Source organism: Nocardiopsis mangrovi (genome assembly GCF_042653925.1).
Classification (GTDB): Bacteria; Actinomycetota; Actinomycetes; order Streptosporangiales; family Streptosporangiaceae; genus Nocardiopsis_B; species Nocardiopsis_B mangrovi.
The window spans coordinates 348,311-365,051 of sequence record NZ_JBHSFQ010000001.1 but is presented as its reverse complement, the minus strand read 5'-3'; the positions used below and the strand labels follow the sequence as shown (position 1 = coordinate 365,051).

Annotated in this window: 14 protein-coding genes; 7 read left to right on the top strand and 7 right to left on the bottom strand. The window is 72.1% G+C overall.

The window, feature by feature from the left end; genetic code table 11:
* Positions 1-89: 89 nt before the first annotated feature.
* The 4 genes from ACFO4E_RS01665 (at position 90) to ACFO4E_RS01650 (ending at position 5,304) form a co-directional block, all read left to right on the top strand.
* The gene (locus ACFO4E_RS01665; RefSeq protein ID WP_378570772.1) at positions 90-851 is read left to right on the top strand and encodes an isoprenyl transferase; all 762 of its coding nucleotides are present in this window, start codon (positions 90-92) and stop codon (positions 849-851) included.
* Positions 852-1,214: 363 nt separating this feature from the next.
* Positions 1,215-2,486 (top strand): PhoH family protein, encoded by a 1,272-nt coding sequence (locus tag ACFO4E_RS01660; protein WP_378570935.1) that lies wholly within the window; start codon positions 1,215-1,217, stop codon positions 2,484-2,486.
* Between the two features lie 201 nt (positions 2,487-2,687).
* Positions 2,688-4,265, top strand: coding sequence for an alkaline phosphatase D family protein (locus ACFO4E_RS01655; RefSeq protein WP_378570770.1), 1,578 nt, complete (start codon positions 2,688-2,690; stop codon positions 4,263-4,265).
* 394 nt (positions 4,266-4,659) lie between these two features.
* On the top strand, positions 4,660-5,304 hold the full coding sequence (locus ACFO4E_RS01650; protein WP_378570768.1) for an aggregation-promoting factor C-terminal-like domain-containing protein: 645 nt from the start codon (positions 4,660-4,662) through the stop codon (positions 5,302-5,304).
* A 90-nt stretch (positions 5,305-5,394) separates the two neighbouring features.
* Here the strand turns inward: ACFO4E_RS01650 and ACFO4E_RS01645 are convergent, their stop codons facing one another.
* The 6 genes from ACFO4E_RS01645 to glpX form a co-directional block, all read right to left on the bottom strand.
* Positions 5,395-7,101 carry a serine/threonine-protein kinase gene (locus ACFO4E_RS01645; RefSeq protein WP_378570766.1) on the bottom strand — a complete coding sequence of 569 codons (1,707 nt, stop codon included), beginning with the start codon at positions 7,099-7,101 and terminating at the stop codon, positions 5,395-5,397.
* A gap of 191 nt (positions 7,102-7,292) precedes the next feature.
* Complete coding sequence (locus ACFO4E_RS01640) at positions 7,293-8,687, bottom strand: class II fumarate hydratase (protein WP_378570764.1); 1,395 nt, start codon at positions 8,685-8,687, stop codon at positions 7,293-7,295.
* Between the two features lie 87 nt (positions 8,688-8,774).
* Positions 8,775-9,371 (bottom strand): DUF1707 SHOCT-like domain-containing protein, encoded by a 597-nt coding sequence (locus ACFO4E_RS01635; RefSeq protein ID WP_378570762.1) that lies wholly within the window; start codon positions 9,369-9,371, stop codon positions 8,775-8,777.
* Positions 9,372-9,539: 168 nt separating this feature from the next.
* Positions 9,540-10,490, bottom strand: coding sequence for a lytic polysaccharide monooxygenase auxiliary activity family 9 protein (locus ACFO4E_RS01630; RefSeq protein WP_378570760.1), 951 nt, complete (start codon positions 10,488-10,490; stop codon positions 9,540-9,542).
* 328 nt (positions 10,491-10,818) lie between these two features.
* Positions 10,819-12,297 carry a hypothetical protein gene (locus ACFO4E_RS01625; protein ID WP_378570758.1) on the bottom strand — a complete coding sequence of 493 codons (1,479 nt, stop codon included), beginning with the start codon at positions 12,295-12,297 and terminating at the stop codon, positions 10,819-10,821.
* Between the two features lie 177 nt (positions 12,298-12,474).
* Positions 12,475-13,500: a class II fructose-bisphosphatase gene (gene glpX / locus ACFO4E_RS01620; protein WP_378570756.1), complete on the bottom strand. Its 1,026-nt coding sequence runs from the start codon at positions 13,498-13,500 to the stop codon at positions 12,475-12,477.
* Positions 13,501-13,622: 122 nt separating this feature from the next.
* On the opposite strand from glpX, the gene ACFO4E_RS01615 reads away from it, so the two are divergent.
* The 3 genes from ACFO4E_RS01615 (at position 13,623) to ACFO4E_RS01605 (ending at position 15,348) form a co-directional block, all read left to right on the top strand.
* On the top strand, positions 13,623-14,237 hold the full coding sequence (locus ACFO4E_RS01615; RefSeq protein WP_378570754.1) for a TetR/AcrR family transcriptional regulator: 615 nt from the start codon (positions 13,623-13,625) through the stop codon (positions 14,235-14,237).
* A 57-nt stretch (positions 14,238-14,294) separates the two neighbouring features.
* Complete coding sequence (locus ACFO4E_RS01610; protein WP_378570752.1) at positions 14,295-14,819, top strand: DUF4245 domain-containing protein; 525 nt, start codon at positions 14,295-14,297, stop codon at positions 14,817-14,819.
* Between the two features lie 139 nt (positions 14,820-14,958).
* On the top strand, positions 14,959-15,348 hold the full coding sequence (locus ACFO4E_RS01605) for a hypothetical protein (RefSeq protein WP_378570750.1): 390 nt from the start codon (positions 14,959-14,961) through the stop codon (positions 15,346-15,348).
* Between the two features lie 128 nt (positions 15,349-15,476).
* Here ACFO4E_RS01605 and ACFO4E_RS01600 read toward each other — a convergent pair whose 3' ends face one another.
* Positions 15,477-16,442, bottom strand: a complete 966-nt coding sequence (locus tag ACFO4E_RS01600) for a 4-hydroxy-3-methylbut-2-enyl diphosphate reductase (protein WP_378570748.1) — start codon at positions 16,440-16,442, stop codon at positions 15,477-15,479.
* Positions 16,443-16,741: the final 299 nt, after the last annotated feature.

Here is a 16,741-nt window from a genome sequence, read left to right as displayed (position 1 = left end):
GCTTGAGTCGCCGCGCCGGGTTCGGTGCGAGGGATCCGCGGAACTGTTCCGCGGGTCCCCTACGACGGCGGCGAAAGGGAGCGACGTCCATGGGGTTCCGTGATCCCCTGTACTGGCTGTACGAGCGTCGGATCGAGCGCAGGCTCGGCAGCTACGAGATCCCCCGGCACGTGGGTGTGATCCTCGACGGCAACCGCCGGTGGGCCAAGACCAGCGGGCTGGCCAGCGTCGACCAGGGGCATCGCGCCGGCGCCGACAAGATCTTCGAACTGCTGGGCTGGTGCGACGAAGTCGGTGTGCAGGTGGTCACCCTCTGGCTGCTGTCCACCGACAACCTCGGCCGGCCGCCCGAGGAGCTCGAACCGCTGTTGCAGATCATCGAGGACACCGTGACCCGGCTGCGCCGCGAGGGCTGGAACGTCAACCCCGTGGGCGCGCTGGATCTGCTGCCCGATTCCACCGGCCGTGTTCTGAAAGAGGCCGCCGAGGCCACATCCGGCGGTTCCGGCCTGATTGTGAATGTTGCGGTCGGGTATGGAGGAAGACGTGAGATCGCTGATGCGGTTCGGTCGCTCCTCCTGGCGGAGGCGGCCAAGGGCACCTCTATCGAGGAGCTGGCCGAACGCCTCGACCTGGAGCACATCTCCGAGCATCTCTACACCCGCGGCCAGCCCGACCCCGAGCTCCTCATCCGGACCTCGGGGGAGCAGCGGCTCTCCGGCTTCCTGCTCTGGCAGAGCGCGCACTCGGAGTTCTACTTCTGCGAGGTCTTCTGGCCTGCCTTCCGCAGAGTCGACTTCCTGCGCGCGCTCCGGTCCTACGGCGCGCGGAACCGACGGTTCGGCTCCTGAACACCGCCACCACGCTCCACGCCACCGCACAGATCGGAGGAAAACCCCCGTAACCGGGTGTTCACACGCCATGCGACCTGGGGGTCTTGCTCTTTTGGCGGAGCCGGGTACCGTCGAAACCAGTGGATGGTGCGCATCCGTCCGCTCGGGAGGCCCCGATCGTTTGAGGTCCTGGTCATTGAAGGAGCTCATGGTGACGAGGGCCGGTCCCGGCCCTCACGGGGCTGGTCCCGGTCCTTGGATTCCCGTGAGACCAGGGCACCCCGGTGCCCAAGGGGAGAACGAGTGGCTAGTTCCTCGACCTACCGCCGTGACCTTGACGCCCCTGCCGCGGACGGGGAGGTGAGTGAGCGGCGGATCTACGTGCTCGACACCAGCGTCCTGCTGGCCGACCCGACGTCGATCACCCGGTTCGCCGAGCACGAGGTGGTCCTGCCGATCGTGGTGATCACCGAGCTGGAGAGCAAGAGGCACCACCCCGAACTCGGATACTTCGCCCGTGAGGCACTGCGCCGGCTCGACGACCTCCGGGTCGCCCACGGCAGCCTCCACGACGACGTCCCGGTCAACGAGCACGGCGGCACGCTGCGGGTGGAACTCAACCACAGCGATCCCTCGGTCCTCCCCGCCGGCTTCCGGCAGGGCGACAACGACACCCGCATCCTCACCGTCGCCTGCAACCTGCGCGACGACGGCGGCGATGCCCGTGTGGTCCTGGTGAGCAAGGACCTGCCGATGCGCATCAAGGCGTCGTCCATCGGCCTGGACGCCGACGAGTACCGCGCCGAACTCGCCATCGAGCACGGTTGGACCGGGATGGCCGAGCTGGAGGTGCCCGCCCACGAGATCGCCGAGCTGTTCGAGGGCGGCACCGCCGACATCGAGGCCGCGCGCGACCTCCCCTGCCACACCGGCCTCGTCCTGGTCTCCGAGCGCGGCAAGGCCCTGGGCCGGGTCCTGCCCGACAAGTCGGTCAAGGTCGTCAAGGGCGACCGCGACGTCTTCGGCCTCCACGGGCGCAGCGCCGAGCAGCGCATCGCGCTCGACCTGCTCACCGACCCCGACGTCGGCATCGTGTCACTGGGCGGCCGGGCCGGTACCGGGAAGTCGGCGCTCGCCCTGTGCGCGGGGCTCGACGCCGTGCTCGAACGCGGGCTGCACCGCAAGGTCATGGTGTTCCGGCCGCTGTACGCGGTGGGCGGCCAGGACCTCGGCTACCTGCCGGGCACCGAGAACGAGAAGATGTCGCCCTGGTCGCAGGCCGTGCACGACACCCTCTCGGCGATCACCACACCGGAGGTCATCGACGAGGTCGTCGAACGCGGGATGCTGGAGGTCCTGCCGCTCACCCACATCCGCGGCCGGTCGCTGCACGACGCCTTCGTGATCGTCGACGAGGCGCAGTCGCTGGAGATCGGCGTGCTGCTGACCGTGCTCTCGCGCCTCGGCGAGAACTCCCGCGTGGTCCTCACCCACGACGTCGCCCAGCGCGACAACCTCCGGGTGGGCCGCTACGACGGCGTCGTCGCGGTGGTGGAGAAGCTCAAGGGCCACCCGCTGTTCTCGCACATCACCCTCACCCGCTCCGAGCGCTCGCCCATCGCGGCGCTGGTCACCGAGATGCTGGAGGGCTGACCGCCCGGCACCGCGGGCCCGCCGCCCCGCAAGGGGCCGCCGGCGGGCCCGCCCGGCGGTGCGCATCCACCCTCTCCCCGCGTCTCCCCGGGCACGTGCGCGTTCACGGCGGCGTCGGCGGCCGTTGGGCCGCACGTCGCGGCCGGGGTGTAGAAACCACGGTGCGCCCCCCGCACCGCCACGACGAGGAGAACCGCGCCCGTGACCATCCCACCCTCCCCCTCGGCACCGCCCCTGCCCGCAACCCCGCTCTCCCGCCGCACCCTGCTGCGCTACGGCGCCGTGGGCATCGGCGCCGCCGCGGCGGGCTCGATCTCCGCCGCCCCCGCGCTCGCCCAGGGCCGCAACCGCCCCGTTCTCACCCACGGCATCCAGCTGGGCGACCCGCGGACCGACGGCGCCGTGGTGTGGACGCGCGCCGACCGCGCCGCGCGCATGGTGGTCGAGGTCGCGGCCCGGCCCGACTTCGCCGGCGCCCGCACGGTCCGCGGGCCCCTGCTCACCCCCGAGAGCGACGGCACCGGGCGCCTGCGGATCACCGGGGTCGAGCCCGGCCGCGAGGTGTACGTCCGGGTGCGCGCGGAGTCCGGCCGCGCGTCCAGCGAAGCCGTCGAGGGGTCGTTCCGCACCCCCGGCGGCGGTGACCGCCCCATCCGCTTCGTGTGGTCGGGCGACGTGGCGGGCCAGGGCTGGGGCATCAACCCCGACATCGGCGGGATGCCGATCTTCGCGGCGATGGCCGACCGCGACCCCGACTTCTTCCTGCACAGCGGCGACGTCTGCTATGCCGACGGCCCCATCGAGGAGAAGGTCACCCTGCCCGACGGCCGGACCTGGCGCAACCTCGTCACCCCCGAGAAGACCAAGGTCGCCGAGACCCTGGCGGAGTTCCGCGGGCAGTACGCCTACAACCTGCTCGACGACAACCTGCGCGGCCTCACGGCACGGGTCCCGCAGATCGTCCAGTGGGACGACCACGAGGTCACCAACAACTGGTACCCGGGCGAGATCCTCGAGGACGACCGCTACACCGAGACCAGCGTGGACGTGCTGGCCCGGCGCGCGCACCGCGCGTTCCACGAGTGGCAGCCCATCATCCCCGCCGAGGCGGTCGACCGGCGCATCCACCGCCGCATCGGCTACGGCCCCGATCTCGACGTGTTCGTGATCGACATGCGCCCCTACCGCGACGCCAACTCGCCCGGCGAGGAGCCGCTGGAGCGCATCCTCGGCCGGCGCCAGGCCGACTGGCTGGTGCGCTCGCTGAGCGAGTCGACCGCCACCTGGAAGGTCGTCGCGGCGGACATGCCGGTGGGTGTGGTGGTGCGCGACGGTGACGACATCGAGGCCGTCGCCAACGGCCTCCCCGGTGCGCCCAGCGGCCGCGAGGCCGAGATCGGCGACGTGTTGCGGCGGATCCACCGCAAGGGCGTGCGCGACGTCGTGTGGCTGACCGCCGACGTGCACTACTCCGCCGCGCACCACTACTCCCCGGACCGCGCCGCGTCCGGCACCGAGTTCACCCCGTTCTGGGAGTTCGTCTCCGGCCCGCTGCACGCCGGGGCGTTCGGGCCCAGCGAGCTCGACCCCACCTTCGGCCCCGAAGCGGTGTTCGTGTCCGCGCCGCCCGCGCAGAACACCACTCCGCTGGACGGGTTCCAGCACTTCGGCGAGGTCGAGATCGACCCGGAGAGCAAGGAGTTCACGGTCCACTTGCGCGACATCGCCGGCGAGAGCCTGTGGTCGCGCACCCTCACCCCTGAGGGCAACGGCTCCTGAGGGGGAGCGGGCACGGGGGCCCGGGCCCATACGGGGGCGCGTCGCGTATGCCACACGGCGGAACCCCCTCACCGTCAGTGCGTTTGCCCTGGTCTCGGATGATTTGCAGCTGACTATCCGTAATGTGATTTACGTCATACTTCAAAGGGTGTTACGGTGCCGTGATCATGCGGCAAGGTAGGTCCCGTTTCAGAAGGAGCCCCTTGGGACGCGCGTGACGCATCGTCGAGATGCCCCCTGATCTTTACGCGCGTGACCTCCAGCGACGAGGGCGGCCAGCGATCACCGCACGCCACGTCCGTCGCCTGTACCCCGATGACACCACCTGCGAGCCCAGGGGCCGTGGTCGATCGTGCGCGTATCGCTGGGCGCACGGCTGACGAAAGGGCGATTCTTGCTACTCAACCGGATCTCGCTGCGGGTCGCCACGGCGGTCGGCTCGGCTGCGATGGTCGCCGGAGCCACCTTCGCCGTGTCCGCCTTCGCGGACAGTGATACCGATCCCGGCGACGCCGCGGCGTCCGCTGTCGTGCCGCCCGAGGCCGACGACACCGGGGCCGACTTCTTCGCCGCGGCCCCCGAGCTCTCCGACGACGAGCTCGCCGAGCAGCGCGCGAGCGTCCAGAACCGCATCGAGGAGGCCGGCGGCACGGTCAGCGGCTCGGCCACCGCCGCCGAGGAACAGGAAGAGGAAGAAGAGGAGGAGTCGGACGACTCCGGTTCCACCCCCGTTCCCTCGGGCGACCCCAAGGGCATCGCGCAGGCGATGCTGGGCGACTTCGGGTGGGGCGACGACCAGTTCAGCTGCTTGGAACCCCTGTGGGAGAAGGAGAGCAACTGGAACCCCTCCGCGGAGAACCCGAGCTCCGGCGCCTACGGCATCCCGCAGGCCCTGCCCGGCAGCAAGATGGCGACCGCCGGCAGCGACTGGCAGACCAACCCGGCCACCCAGATCTCCTGGGGCCTGGGCTACATCGAGGACCGCTACGGCTCGCCGTGCGGCGCCTGGGAGCACTCGCAGGCCAACGGCTGGTACTGACGGCCGGTACGGAAGGGGACGGCCCCCGCGATCGCATGATCGCGGGGGCCGTCCTCGTCCCTCCTGCTCCGGTCGCTGCGCTCAGGGCGCTCAGACGGGCTCGAAGGAGTCCAGGACGCTCTCGTACATCCTGCGGTGGTCGTCGGCCTCCGCGGCCGGCACATTCATGGTCACCGCGAACGCCTCCTTGCCGATCGTGATGATGTGGGAGTCGAAGTGCCGGGCGGGCGTGCTCCACCCGCCGGTCCGGAACTCCGCCTCCAGCGTCGCGACGTCCCAGTCGTCGGGGAAGCCGGAGTCGACCGCCGCCATCTCCAGGGCCTGGTAATCCGTGACGTCTTCGTTCTCGCGGAAGCCGTTGTCGTCGAACTCGACCCACCCGTAGCTCGTGCCGGGATCGGCGGAGCCGTTGTCCCAGGCGTTGACGTAGATTGTGGCGTCGTCGTCGGCGCGGCGGAAGTAGACGTAGGTCTGGCCGTCCTCCGAGGAGTCGTCGACCTCCCATTCCCGCGGGTAGTCGACGTTGAAGCGGGCGGATTCGAAGCGCTGGTAGTCCGTGGTGTCCATGCGCACCAGCGAGACCACCGCCACCACGACGATCACCAGGCCCAGCATGGCCACGCCCATCATGACGGGGATGAGGACGCTGCCGCGCCGCCCGTCGCCGCCCCCGGGCCGTCCCGGGCCGGAGAAGGCGCCGTGGGCGGGCCGGGGACCGCCCGCGGGCGGCCGGCCGGGGAACGGCGTGTGGGGGCCGGAGGCCGAGGGGTGCGGGGTGTTCGGGCCGGGAGCGGCGTGCCCGATCCCGGGGCGCGGGCCGGCGGGGTGGCCGCCCGTGGCCGGTCCGGGGAAGGGCGTGTGCCGCGCGGAGGGGTGGGGGGTGTGGGGACCCGCGCCGGAGGGGTGGGGGGTGCGGCCCCCGGACGGCGCCGGCACGGCCGGATGACCGCCCGCGGTGCCCGGGGCCGGCGCCTTGCCGAGGTCGTCGAGCAGGGCCAGGGCGGCGTCGGCGGTGAGGCGGCGGGCGGGGTCGCGTTCGAGGAGCCCGCTGATGAGGGGGATCAGGGGGCCGGCGCGGTCGGGGCGGGGGATGGGGGCCGACAGGACGGCCGCGATGGCGGCGGTGATGCCTTCGCGCTGGAAGGGGGAGCGGCCCTGGACGGCGGTGTGCAGGGTGACGCCGACGCTCCACAGGTCGGAGGCGGGGGTCGCGGCCTCGGACTGGAGGCGTTCGGGGGACATGTACTCGGGGGAGCCGATGAGGGTGCCGGTGCGGGTGATGGTGGACCCGCCTTCGACGGTGGCGATGCCGAAGTCGGTGAGGACGATGCGGGCGTCGTCGCAGACCATGACGTTGCCGGGTTTGATGTCGCGGTGGACGACACCGGCCGTGTGGGCGGCGCGCACGGCGTGCAGGAGCGCCGCGGCGACCTTGGCCGCCGCGGTGGGGGTCAGGGTGCCGTGGTCGGCCAGGTGCTCCTGGAGGGACCGGCCGCGGATGAGCTCCATGACGACCCAGGGGTGGCCCTCGGCGTCGAAGACGTCGTGGACGGTGATGACGGAGGGGTGGGCGATACGGGCGGCGGACTGGGCTTCGCGGCGGACGCGGGCGTTGGCGTCGGTCTTCTCGTCGTCGGTGAGGTGGCCGGGCAGGAGGACTTCCTTGACGGCGACGTCGCGGTCGAGTTGGGTGTCGCGCGCTGCCCAGACGATGCCCATGCCGCCGCGGCCGAGTTCGCGGCGGAGTTCGTAGCGTCCGGCGATGAGGCGGGTGTCGTCGCCGTTGTCCACTGACATGTATCGCCTCTCGGGGGGAGCGGGCGTGAGAAGGTCATCAAGCAGGTTACTTCCACCGCCGTGAGGGTCGGCGATGTCGGCTGATACGCCGATATGCCGGGAACATTAGTGGCGGGTACCGACGCGAAAGGGCCGGCGCGCGGGCTGCCCCGCGCACCGGCCCCGGACCCGGCGCCGGCGCCGGGCGAGCGCTAGGAGCGCTGCGAGTTCGTCATGCTCAGCACGTCGAGCGCGTCGTCGAGCTGGGCTTCGGTCAGCTTGCCCGCCTCGATGTAGCCGCGCTCCAGGACCACCTGGCGGATGGTCTTGCGCTCGGCCAGCGACTGCTTGGCGACCTTGGCGGCCTCCTCGTAGCCGATGTAACGATTCAGCGGCGTCACGATCGAGGGGGAGGACTCCGCGTACTCGCGGCAGCGCTCCTCATTGGCCTCGATGCCCTCGACACAGCGGTCGGCGAAGACCCGCGACACGTTCGCCAGCAGCCGGATCGACTCCAGGACGTTGCGCGCGATCAGCGGCAGCTGCACGTTGAGCTCGAAGTTGCCGGAGGCACCGCCGAACGCGACCGCGGCGTCGTTGCCGACGACCTGCGAGGACACCTGGAGCACCGCCTCGCACAGCACCGGGTTGACCTTGCCCGGCATGATCGAGGAGCCCGGCTGGAGGTCGGGCAGGAAGATCTCGGTCAGGCCGGTGCGCGGGCCGGAGCCCATCCACCGGATGTCGTTGGCGATCTTGGTGTGGCCGACGGCGATCGTCCGGAGCTGGCCGGAGAGCTCCACCAGGCCGTCGCGGGCGCCCTGCGCCTCGAAGTGGTCGCGGGCCTCGGTCAGCGGCAGCCCGGTGGCCGAGGCGATCTCCGCGATCACCCGGGCGGAGAACCCCTCGGGCGTGTTGATGCCGGTGCCCACGGCGGTGCCGCCCAGGGGCAGCTCGGCGACGCGGGGCAGGGCCGCCTCCAGGCGCTCCACGCCGTAGCGCACCTGCGCCGCGTATCCCGCGAACTCCTGGCCCAGGGTCACCGGGGTGGCGTCCATCAGGTGCGTGCGACCGCTCTTGACCACCGACGCGAACTGGGCCGCCTTGCGCGACAGCGCGCTTTCGAGGTGGCGCAGCGCCGGGATGAGGTCGTTGACGACCGCCGAGGTGGCGGCGATGTGGATCGACGACGGGAACACGTCGTTGGACGACTGCGACGCGTTGACGTGGTCGTTGGGGTGTACCGGCAGCCCGGAACGGGCGGTCGCCAGGGTCGCGACGACCTCATTGGTGTTCATGTTGCTCGACGTGCCCGACCCGGTCTGGAACACGTCGATCGGGAACTCGCCGTTCCACTTGCCCTCGGCGACCTCCAGAGCGGCGTCGCGCACCGCCTTGGCGAGGTCGTCGGGGATCACCCCCAGTTCGGCGTTGACCTTGGCGGCGGCGGCCTTGATGTGGCCCAGCGCCGCGATGTGCGCGTGCTCCAGGCCCTGGCCGGAGATGGGGAAGTTCTCCACCGCACGCTGGGTCTGCGCCCGCCACTTGGCGTCGGCGGGGACCTTGACCTCGCCCATCGAGTCGTGCTCGATGCGGAATTCACTCATTGTTCGAAGACACCTCCAGGAAACTGCGTCCAAGACTGCCAGATTCCCCGGTCAGAGGGCCCGGCGGCCCCGTGTGACCCGGGTCGGCTACTCCAGCCCGCGGCGCTCGCGGCGCCGGGGCAGCCAGGCGCGCCGCCGCCGGGGGGCGCGCACCGCGACCGAGCCGAGCACGCTGAACCCCTCGAGCTCCACAATGGGGGCGTCCACGTGCCGCGGCCGCCGGGCCGTGGTGGTGCGGCGGCCGAGGAAGGACCAGCCGCGCAGCCGCACTTCGACGCCGTCGGGGACCTCGATGTCGATGCGCCCGAGCACCGCCCAGGCGCCGATGCGCACGTGGTTGCGCATGAGCAGTGCGTCGCGCAGGTCCAGCCGGACGGTGCCGCCGATGGCGATCACGGTCTCGCGCGCCCGGACCACCCACCGGCCCGAGCGCGCGGTGTTGGTGAAGAACACGCCGAGCGGTTCGGCGGCCGGCCGGACCGGCTGGGCCTCGGGGGGAAGGAGGTCGGCGGTGACTGGGGGGAGGTCGCCCAGGGTGCGCGCGCGGTAGACGCGCTCGGCGCGGCCCTCGAACTCGGTGATGTCCAGCCGGCCGTCCTCCACCGCCGAGCGCAGCACGGCGATGACGCGCTCCCGGTCGATATGGGAGGCGCGCAGCCGGTCGGGGGTCACGCCGTCGCTCACGAGAACTCACGTTATCCGCACCCGCGGGGAGGGTCATCCCCCGCGCAGGCGAGATGCCCCGGCCGACTGGGGCCGGGGCACCGCGTGCGGGGCGAAGCGGGGGCGCCCCGCTGCTGGGGCGCGGCCCCGGCGGGCGGGCCGCCGCCCGCCGGGGCCGCCGGGGGAGGGCTAGGAGTGCCGGCTCCGCGGCGAGCGGCGGCGGCGCAGCCAGATGGCGCCCGATGCGGCGGTCAGCGCCGCGAACGCCGCGAGGAACAGGCCGGTGACGGCCGTCCCGCTCGTTGCGGTGCCGGGGGCGGCGGCCGCCTCCGCGTGCCCGCCGTGGCCGCCGGTGGCGGCCGATGCGAGCTGCGCCGTCGCCGCCTCGTCGCCGGCCGCCTCCGTGGTGGTGCCGGGGCCGTCGGCCTGCTCGTGGTCGGCGTGCGCCGCGTCCCCGTAGTCGTCCGGGGTCGCCTCGAACGCCTCGGCGCTCTGCCCGGCGGCGCCGCCGAACGTCACGTCCGAGCAGCTGTAGAAGGCTTCGGGGCTGTCGGTGCGCTGCCAGACGGCGTAGATGAGGTGCTGGCCGGTCTTGCCCTCGGGCAGGGCGCCGGTCAGTTCGTAGTTGCCGTCGACCACCTGGGGGTCGTCGACCCGCAGGAACGGCTCGGCTTCGAGGTCGCCCCAGGCGAGGGACCGGCTCTGGTCCCAGCCGTTCTCGGTCACGTACAGCTCGAAGTAGCCGCGGTGGGGGACGGCGGCGGTGTAGGTGAAGGTGAACTCCCCGCTGGCGGGGAGCGCGGTGGTCTCCCAGGCGCCGGGGGCGTCCAGGCCCGAGTACTTGTCCCGGCCGGCGCTGCACAGTTCCCCGTCGGGGATGATCTCGCGGTGCCGGCCGTCGGCGTTGGCGATGTTGACCTCGTGCCAGTCGTAGAGCGGCTGGGTGCCGTTCTCGGCGATGAGGGCGCGGCAGACGTCGGACGACGGGGTTTCGGGGCCCTCGGCGTAACAGGAGGCGACCCGGCTGATGGGGCTGCCCATGGTGCCATGGGCGTTGGCGGTGCCGGGGGCCAGGACGGCGAGGGCGATCGGTATGCCGGCCAGAACGGCGGCGGTGCGGGTGAGGCGTCCCAGATGCATGGGCGGTTCTCCTCGGGTCAGACGAGCGGGGGAGCGATGCGGCTCGCGACACCGCACCGCCGTCGGCTGGAGAAGAGGGCCGTCCGGGCCGGTTCTCCAGCCCGCCCGGGCGACCATTGCACGGGACTATACACAGCCGCGGCCATATTGGAAATAATCCTTCCAATTTTTCTCCCGGCCGCACGGACCGTCGGCCGTGCGGGTGCGCCGCCGCCCCGGCCGCCGCCACCTGCGGGGACGACCGCCCCCGCGCCGCATGCGAACGGCGCCGGCCGGGCCCCTGAGAGAGGGGCCCGGCCGGCGCCGTGGTGTGTGCGCGGGGGAGCGGTCAGCCGCCGCCGCTCGGGGCCCAGCGCGCCAAAATCGAGGCGTCGTTCTCGTTGACGGTGAGCGACCCGCCCATCGACCCCCACTGCTCGGGGCCGCTCTCGCCCGCGTCCTCGGCGAACGGGCGCAGATCCAGGTAGAAGCCCGCGCTGGCCTCCTCCATGCCCTGCATCGTCCGCTGGTAGACGGGGTCGTCGCCCAGCCGGCCGGTGCCGCTGGTGCCCGAGGACACGACCACGGCGTCGCCGTCGGTGTTCACCCCCGGCGGTGCCTCATAGCTGTTCGCGGACGACTGCGCGATGATGTCCTCCAAGGCGGCGGCGTCGGCGCCCAGGGCCCGGAGCTGCATCGAGGGGGTGGAGGAGGACCCGGTGCCGCCGAAGTCCATGAAGTCGCTCAGCAGGCCCTGCGGGTCGGTGACCCCTACGGCGGTCCGGGTGCCCAGCAGCTGGGTCAGGCCGTCGGGGTAGGCCAGGCCGACCTCCGACAGGGCGGCCTCGACGTCGCCGAAGTCCTCGGGGTTCTCGGCGACCAGCCGCTCCACGACGGAGTCCAGGCCGTTGGCGCCCAGAGCCATGACGGTGTCGTCCGGGAGGTCGCCCATCAGCTCCAGGCCGCGGTCCTCGGTCGCGTAGTCGCCCAGGGAGACGCCGTCGACGCCCACGTCGAACATGTCGCCGCGCAGCTCCGCGTACTCCGCCTCGATGTTCAGGCCGATGGCGATCCGCCCGGTGGCCTCCGCGGCCTCCCCGAGTTCCGACGACGCCAGGCCGGCCGCGGCCTCCACGTCCATCCACGCGGCGGCGATGCTGTCGCCGCCCACCACGTCCATGTCCTGGGCGAAGGCACCATCGTCGGCGAGCGGCGCGCGGTCGACCTCGCCGCGCAGCTCGGTGAGGGCGGCGTCGTTGGGCGCCAAGAGCGCGAAGCCGTCGCGGACCTCGAAGGTGAACCCGCCGGCCTCGTCCTCCAACCGGCCGAGCGCGGCGTTGGCGGCATCCTCGTCCTCGACCGCCAGCGCGAAGGCGACGGCCAAGCCGTCCGACGCCTCAGCGGCGGGATCGGCGGCCGGCCAGGCCGCGACGCCGAAGCGCCGCCCGAGCCACGGCTCGAAGTCCTGCTCGTAGTCCATGTCGACGCCCAACTCGTCGACCATGGAGGAGACGACCTCCTCGGCGGGGTCGGCCTCGGGGTCGATCTCGTCCTGGATCGAGTCCGGCAGCCGGCCCACGAACTGCGCGTAGTTCGCCAGCTGGCCGCCGCTCGGCTTCAGGTCGACCTTGGCGAACACCACCGCCGACGCCGGGAGCACGGTCTCGGGCTGCGGGCCGCCGAAGAGGTCCGACACCATGGAGGTCGACGCCCACACCGTGGTCGCCAGCAGCGCGACGCCCAGGCCCGCCGCCACCGGGACCATCCACACCCGGCTCCTGCGGGGCGGTGCGGCGTAGGGCTGCTGCGGCGGGTACCCCGTTCCCATGGGGTGACCCACGGGCTGCTGCGGGGGCTGCCCGCCCGTGGGGTGGCCGGGCGGTCCCCAGGGCGGTTGTTGGGGGGGATCAGGGTAGGACATCGAACCTCCGGGGAAACGCGCGTATCCGTAAGAAGGTACCAACGCCGAAATGCGCGACTGCCCTGATCCTGGGCCCGGAAGCGGTCAATTGCCCGTCGCGAAATCGATTCCGCTATAAGTGGCGAGTTTCGAGAGCCGGTGCTCGCTCAGCACTTTGCGGACCGTTCCACTGCGCCCGCGCATCACCAGCGAGTCCGTGACCGCCCCGCCGGACGCGTAGCGCACGCCTCCGACCAGCTCACCATCGGTGATACCGGTCGCGGCGAAGAACACGTCGTCCGACGACACGAGGTCGTCCGTCAGCAGGACGCGGTCGAGGTCGTGCCCGGCGTCGAGCGCCCTGCGCCGCTCCTCCTCGTCCGATGGCCACAACCGGCCCTGGATCACCCCGCCGAGGCACTTCATGGCGCACGCCGCGATGATGCCCTCGGGGGTGCCCCCGATCCCCAGGAGGAGGTCGACGCCCGTTCCCGGGCGGGCCGCCATGATCGCGCCGGCCACGTCGCCGTCGGTGATGAACTTGATCCGTGCCCCCGCCTCGCGGACCTCGCGCACGATGCCCTCGTGCCGCGGGCGGTCCAGGATGACCACCGTGACGTCCTGGGGCGTGCCGCCCTTGGCCCGCGCGACGGCGCGGACGTTCTCCCCGATGGGCGCGGTGATGTCGACGACCCCCGCCGCCTCCGGGCCCGTGGCGAGCTTCTCCATGTAGAACACCGCGGAGGGGTCGAACATCGAGCCCCGCGGGCTGACCGCGAGCACCGCGATCGCGTTGGGCATGCCCATGGCGGTCAGCCGGGTGCCGTCGATCGGGTCCACGGCGACGTCGCACTCCGGACCGCTGCCGTCGCCCACCCGCTCGCCGTTGAACAGCATCGGGGCGTTGTCCTTCTCGCCCTCGCCGATCACGACGGTGCCGTTCATCGCCACCGTGCTGATGAGGTGGCGCATGCCCCGCACCGCGACGCCGTCGGCGCCGTTCTTGTCGCCCCTGCCCACCCAGCGCGCCGCGGCCAGGGCCGCGGCCTCGGTGACCCGGACCAGTTCGAGCGCCAGGTTGCGGTCGGGCGCACCGGGGGACGCGGGCACGGTGGACGAGGATTCGGTCATGGTCGGCCTTCCTAGCGGGGCGGCCACCTTTTCGGGCGGCTGGGACCAGCGTAGTCAGCGTGGCGTAACCTCGACTAAGGCGGGCCGACCCTACGCCTCGCGAATAAGGACGGTATGCGGACGTGACTCCGGAGAAGGCGCGGCAACAGGTGCGGAGCTCGCACCGCGGGGCCGCCACACGCACCGCGCTCCTCGACGCCGCGGCCCACGTCTTCCGGACGGTGGGGTTCTCCCGGGCGGGCGTCAGCGAGGTCGTCAGCCACGCCGGGGCCAGCGTCGGCAGCCTCTACCACCACTTCAGCGGCAAGGCCGACCTCTACATGGCGCTGTACGAGGACTTCCAGCAGCGCCAGCAGGACCGCACCCACAGCGCCGTCGGCAACGCGCGGGCCCAAGGCGAGAACGACCCCACCCGCCTCATGTACACCGCCGCCCGCGCCTACCTCGACGGCTGTATCGAGGAACGGCACACCACCATCCTCTTCTTCAGCGGCGACGGCCCCCCGGGGTTCGACTCACAGCTGCGCGACCGGCTGCGCGAGTGGACCGACCGCAACGTGGCCCTGTTCCGCAAGGCCGACGAGCCCGTCGACGAAGCCCTGCTGATGGTGGTCAGCGGCGCGATGCTGGTCGCCGTCGGCGAGGTCGTCCGCCGCGACGACGACGGCGCCCGCGAACTCGCCGACGGCATCACCGAACTGCTCTCGCGGCTGGAACCCCGGCGCGGCCTGCGCTGACGCGCGGGCCCACCCCGGGTGCGGACCCGCTCCGGGGTGCGGCAAGCTGGAACCATCATGAGCACGTACAACCGGTCCGACGCGACGTTCGGCTCCATGGCCGCCGCGCTCGGCCTCATCGTCGCGATCCTGCTCGTCATGGCCTGGGTGGTCAACGGACGCTCGGGCGAGCACATCCCCAGCGTCGACTACGGCCCCGACGCCGCGGCTCTGCGCGACGGCGCCGCGTTCACCCCCTACGCGCCCGAGGGCCTGCCCGACGGATGGGTGCCCACGAGCACCCGGCTCGACACCGGCGACCCGATGAGCTGGGTGCTGGGGTTCGCCACCCCCGCCGACCGGCACGCGGAGTTCGCCATCGGCGACGCCGCGGACGACGCGCTCGTCGCCGAGATCACCGAGGACGGGGAACGCGACGGAAGCGCCGAGATCGGCGGCCGGACCTGGGAGCGGTATTACAACGAGGCCGAAACCCGGCGTTCGCTGGTGCTCCGGGAGGGTGACACCAGTCTCGTTGTCGCGGGCAGCTCCGACTACCAGGAGCTGGGCGTTCTCGCCGGATCGCTGCGCGAGCAGGGCTGATCGGCCGGCGCCCGACCGGACGCCGGGCCCGGCGCCCAGGGGTTTCCGGTGTCCTTTAACCGTAGCTGAGGCGTTACCGGGTACACCTATAGACGTACATCCATGATGCCAGGCGCGCCTGCGCCACACCACGGAGTTGATGACTGTGCTCAGCGATATTCTCGACTGGTTCAAGGGCTTGGTCGGCGACAGTGCCGCATCAGCAGTCGACCAGGCGACCGGTTCCGTCCAGGACGCGGCGGGAGGTCTCGGCGATGTCGCGGCCGACCAGATGGGCGGCGTCCAAGACCAGGCCGCGGCGGCCCAGGAGGCGTGGTCCGACCCGGCCGCCGCCGTGCAGGAGCAGGCCGGCGCCGCGGCCGAAGGCTACGCCGACCAGGCCCAGGAGTTCGGCGCGCAGGCGCAGGAGGCCGCAGGCGGCTACGCGGACGCCGCCGGCGGCTACGCCGAGACCGCGGGCGACATCGCCCAGGACCCCGCGGGCGCTGCCACCGACGCGCTGCGCGACCGGCTGGCCGGCGAGAACTGACCCGGGCCGGCCGGGCACCGGGCACCACCGCACACCACCGCACACACAGAGCCGCCGCCCCATCGGGGCGGCGGCTCTCGGTGTCTCGCGTGCGTGCCGCCGGGCGGGGCGGCGCGGCGGCGGGGGGCTCAGGCGGAGGTCGCCCGCAGGTCCTTGCGCAGCTCCTTGGGCAGCGAGAAGGTCAGGCTCTCCTGGGCGGTCTCGACCCCGTCGACGGTGTCGAACCCGTGCTCGGCGAGGCGTCCCAGCAGGTCCTGCACCAGGATGTCGGGGACGGACGCGCCGCTGGTGACGCCGACGGTGGTGACGCCGTCGAGCCATTCGGTCCGCATCAGCGAGGCGTTGTCGATCAGGTACGCGGCGTCGGCCCCCGCCTCCAGGGCGACCTCGACCAGCCGCACGGAGTTGGAGGAGTTGTCCGAGCCGACCACGATGACCAGCTCGCACTCCGGCGCCATCGCCTTGACGGCGTCCTGGCGGTTGGAGGTGGCGTAGCAGATGTCGTCGCTCGGCGGGTCGAGCAGATTGGGGAAGCGCTCGCGCAGCGCGTCGACCGTGGCATTGGTCTCGTCGACCGATAGCGTGGTCTGCGACAGCCACGAGACGTTGTCGGGGTTGCGGACCCGCACCTTGTCGACCTCATCGGGGCCGTCGACGATCTGGATGTGATCGGGCGCCTCACCGCTGGTGCCCTCGACCTCCTCGTGGCCGGTGTGGCCGATGAGGATGATGTCGCGGTCCTCGGCGGCGAAGCGCTTGGCCTCCTTGTGGACCTTGGTCACCAGGGGGCAGGTGGCGTCGATGGTCTTGAGGTGTCGGCGGTGGGCCTCTTCGTGCACCATGGGCGAGACCCCGTGGGCGGAGAAGACCACGATGGCACCCTCGGGCACCTGGTCGGTCTCCTCGACGAAGATCGCGCCGCGCCGCTCCAGCGTGCTCACGACGTGGGTGTTGTGCACGATCTGCTTGCGGACGTAGATGGGGGCGCCGTACTGCTCAAGGGCTTTCTCGACCGTGACGACAGCGCGGTCCACCCCGGCGCAGTAGCCCCGGGGCTTGGCGAGCAGGACACGGCGGCGATTCGTCGCAGTCATGATCCCATCCTACGGGGGCGGTGCAACGATGAGGGCGCCTGTGATCAGACGGACCGCCTCTGTGACCGGGCCCACTGTCCGGACGGCCGGGCCGGAACGTGGCGTTGGATGACTTCGTGATAACGGTCCGCGCTCGTTTCCGTCGCGGGAGGGAGAAACCATTCACATCCGGCGCACTTCAGGCGACCCTTACTCCCCTATTCTGGTTCACCTGCGTAGCCGAATAGCGCCGTGGCAGCGGTCCGCAGGGGCGGGACGGCGCGCTCCCGCCCGGTGCCTCGGAAGCGCACCGCCACGCC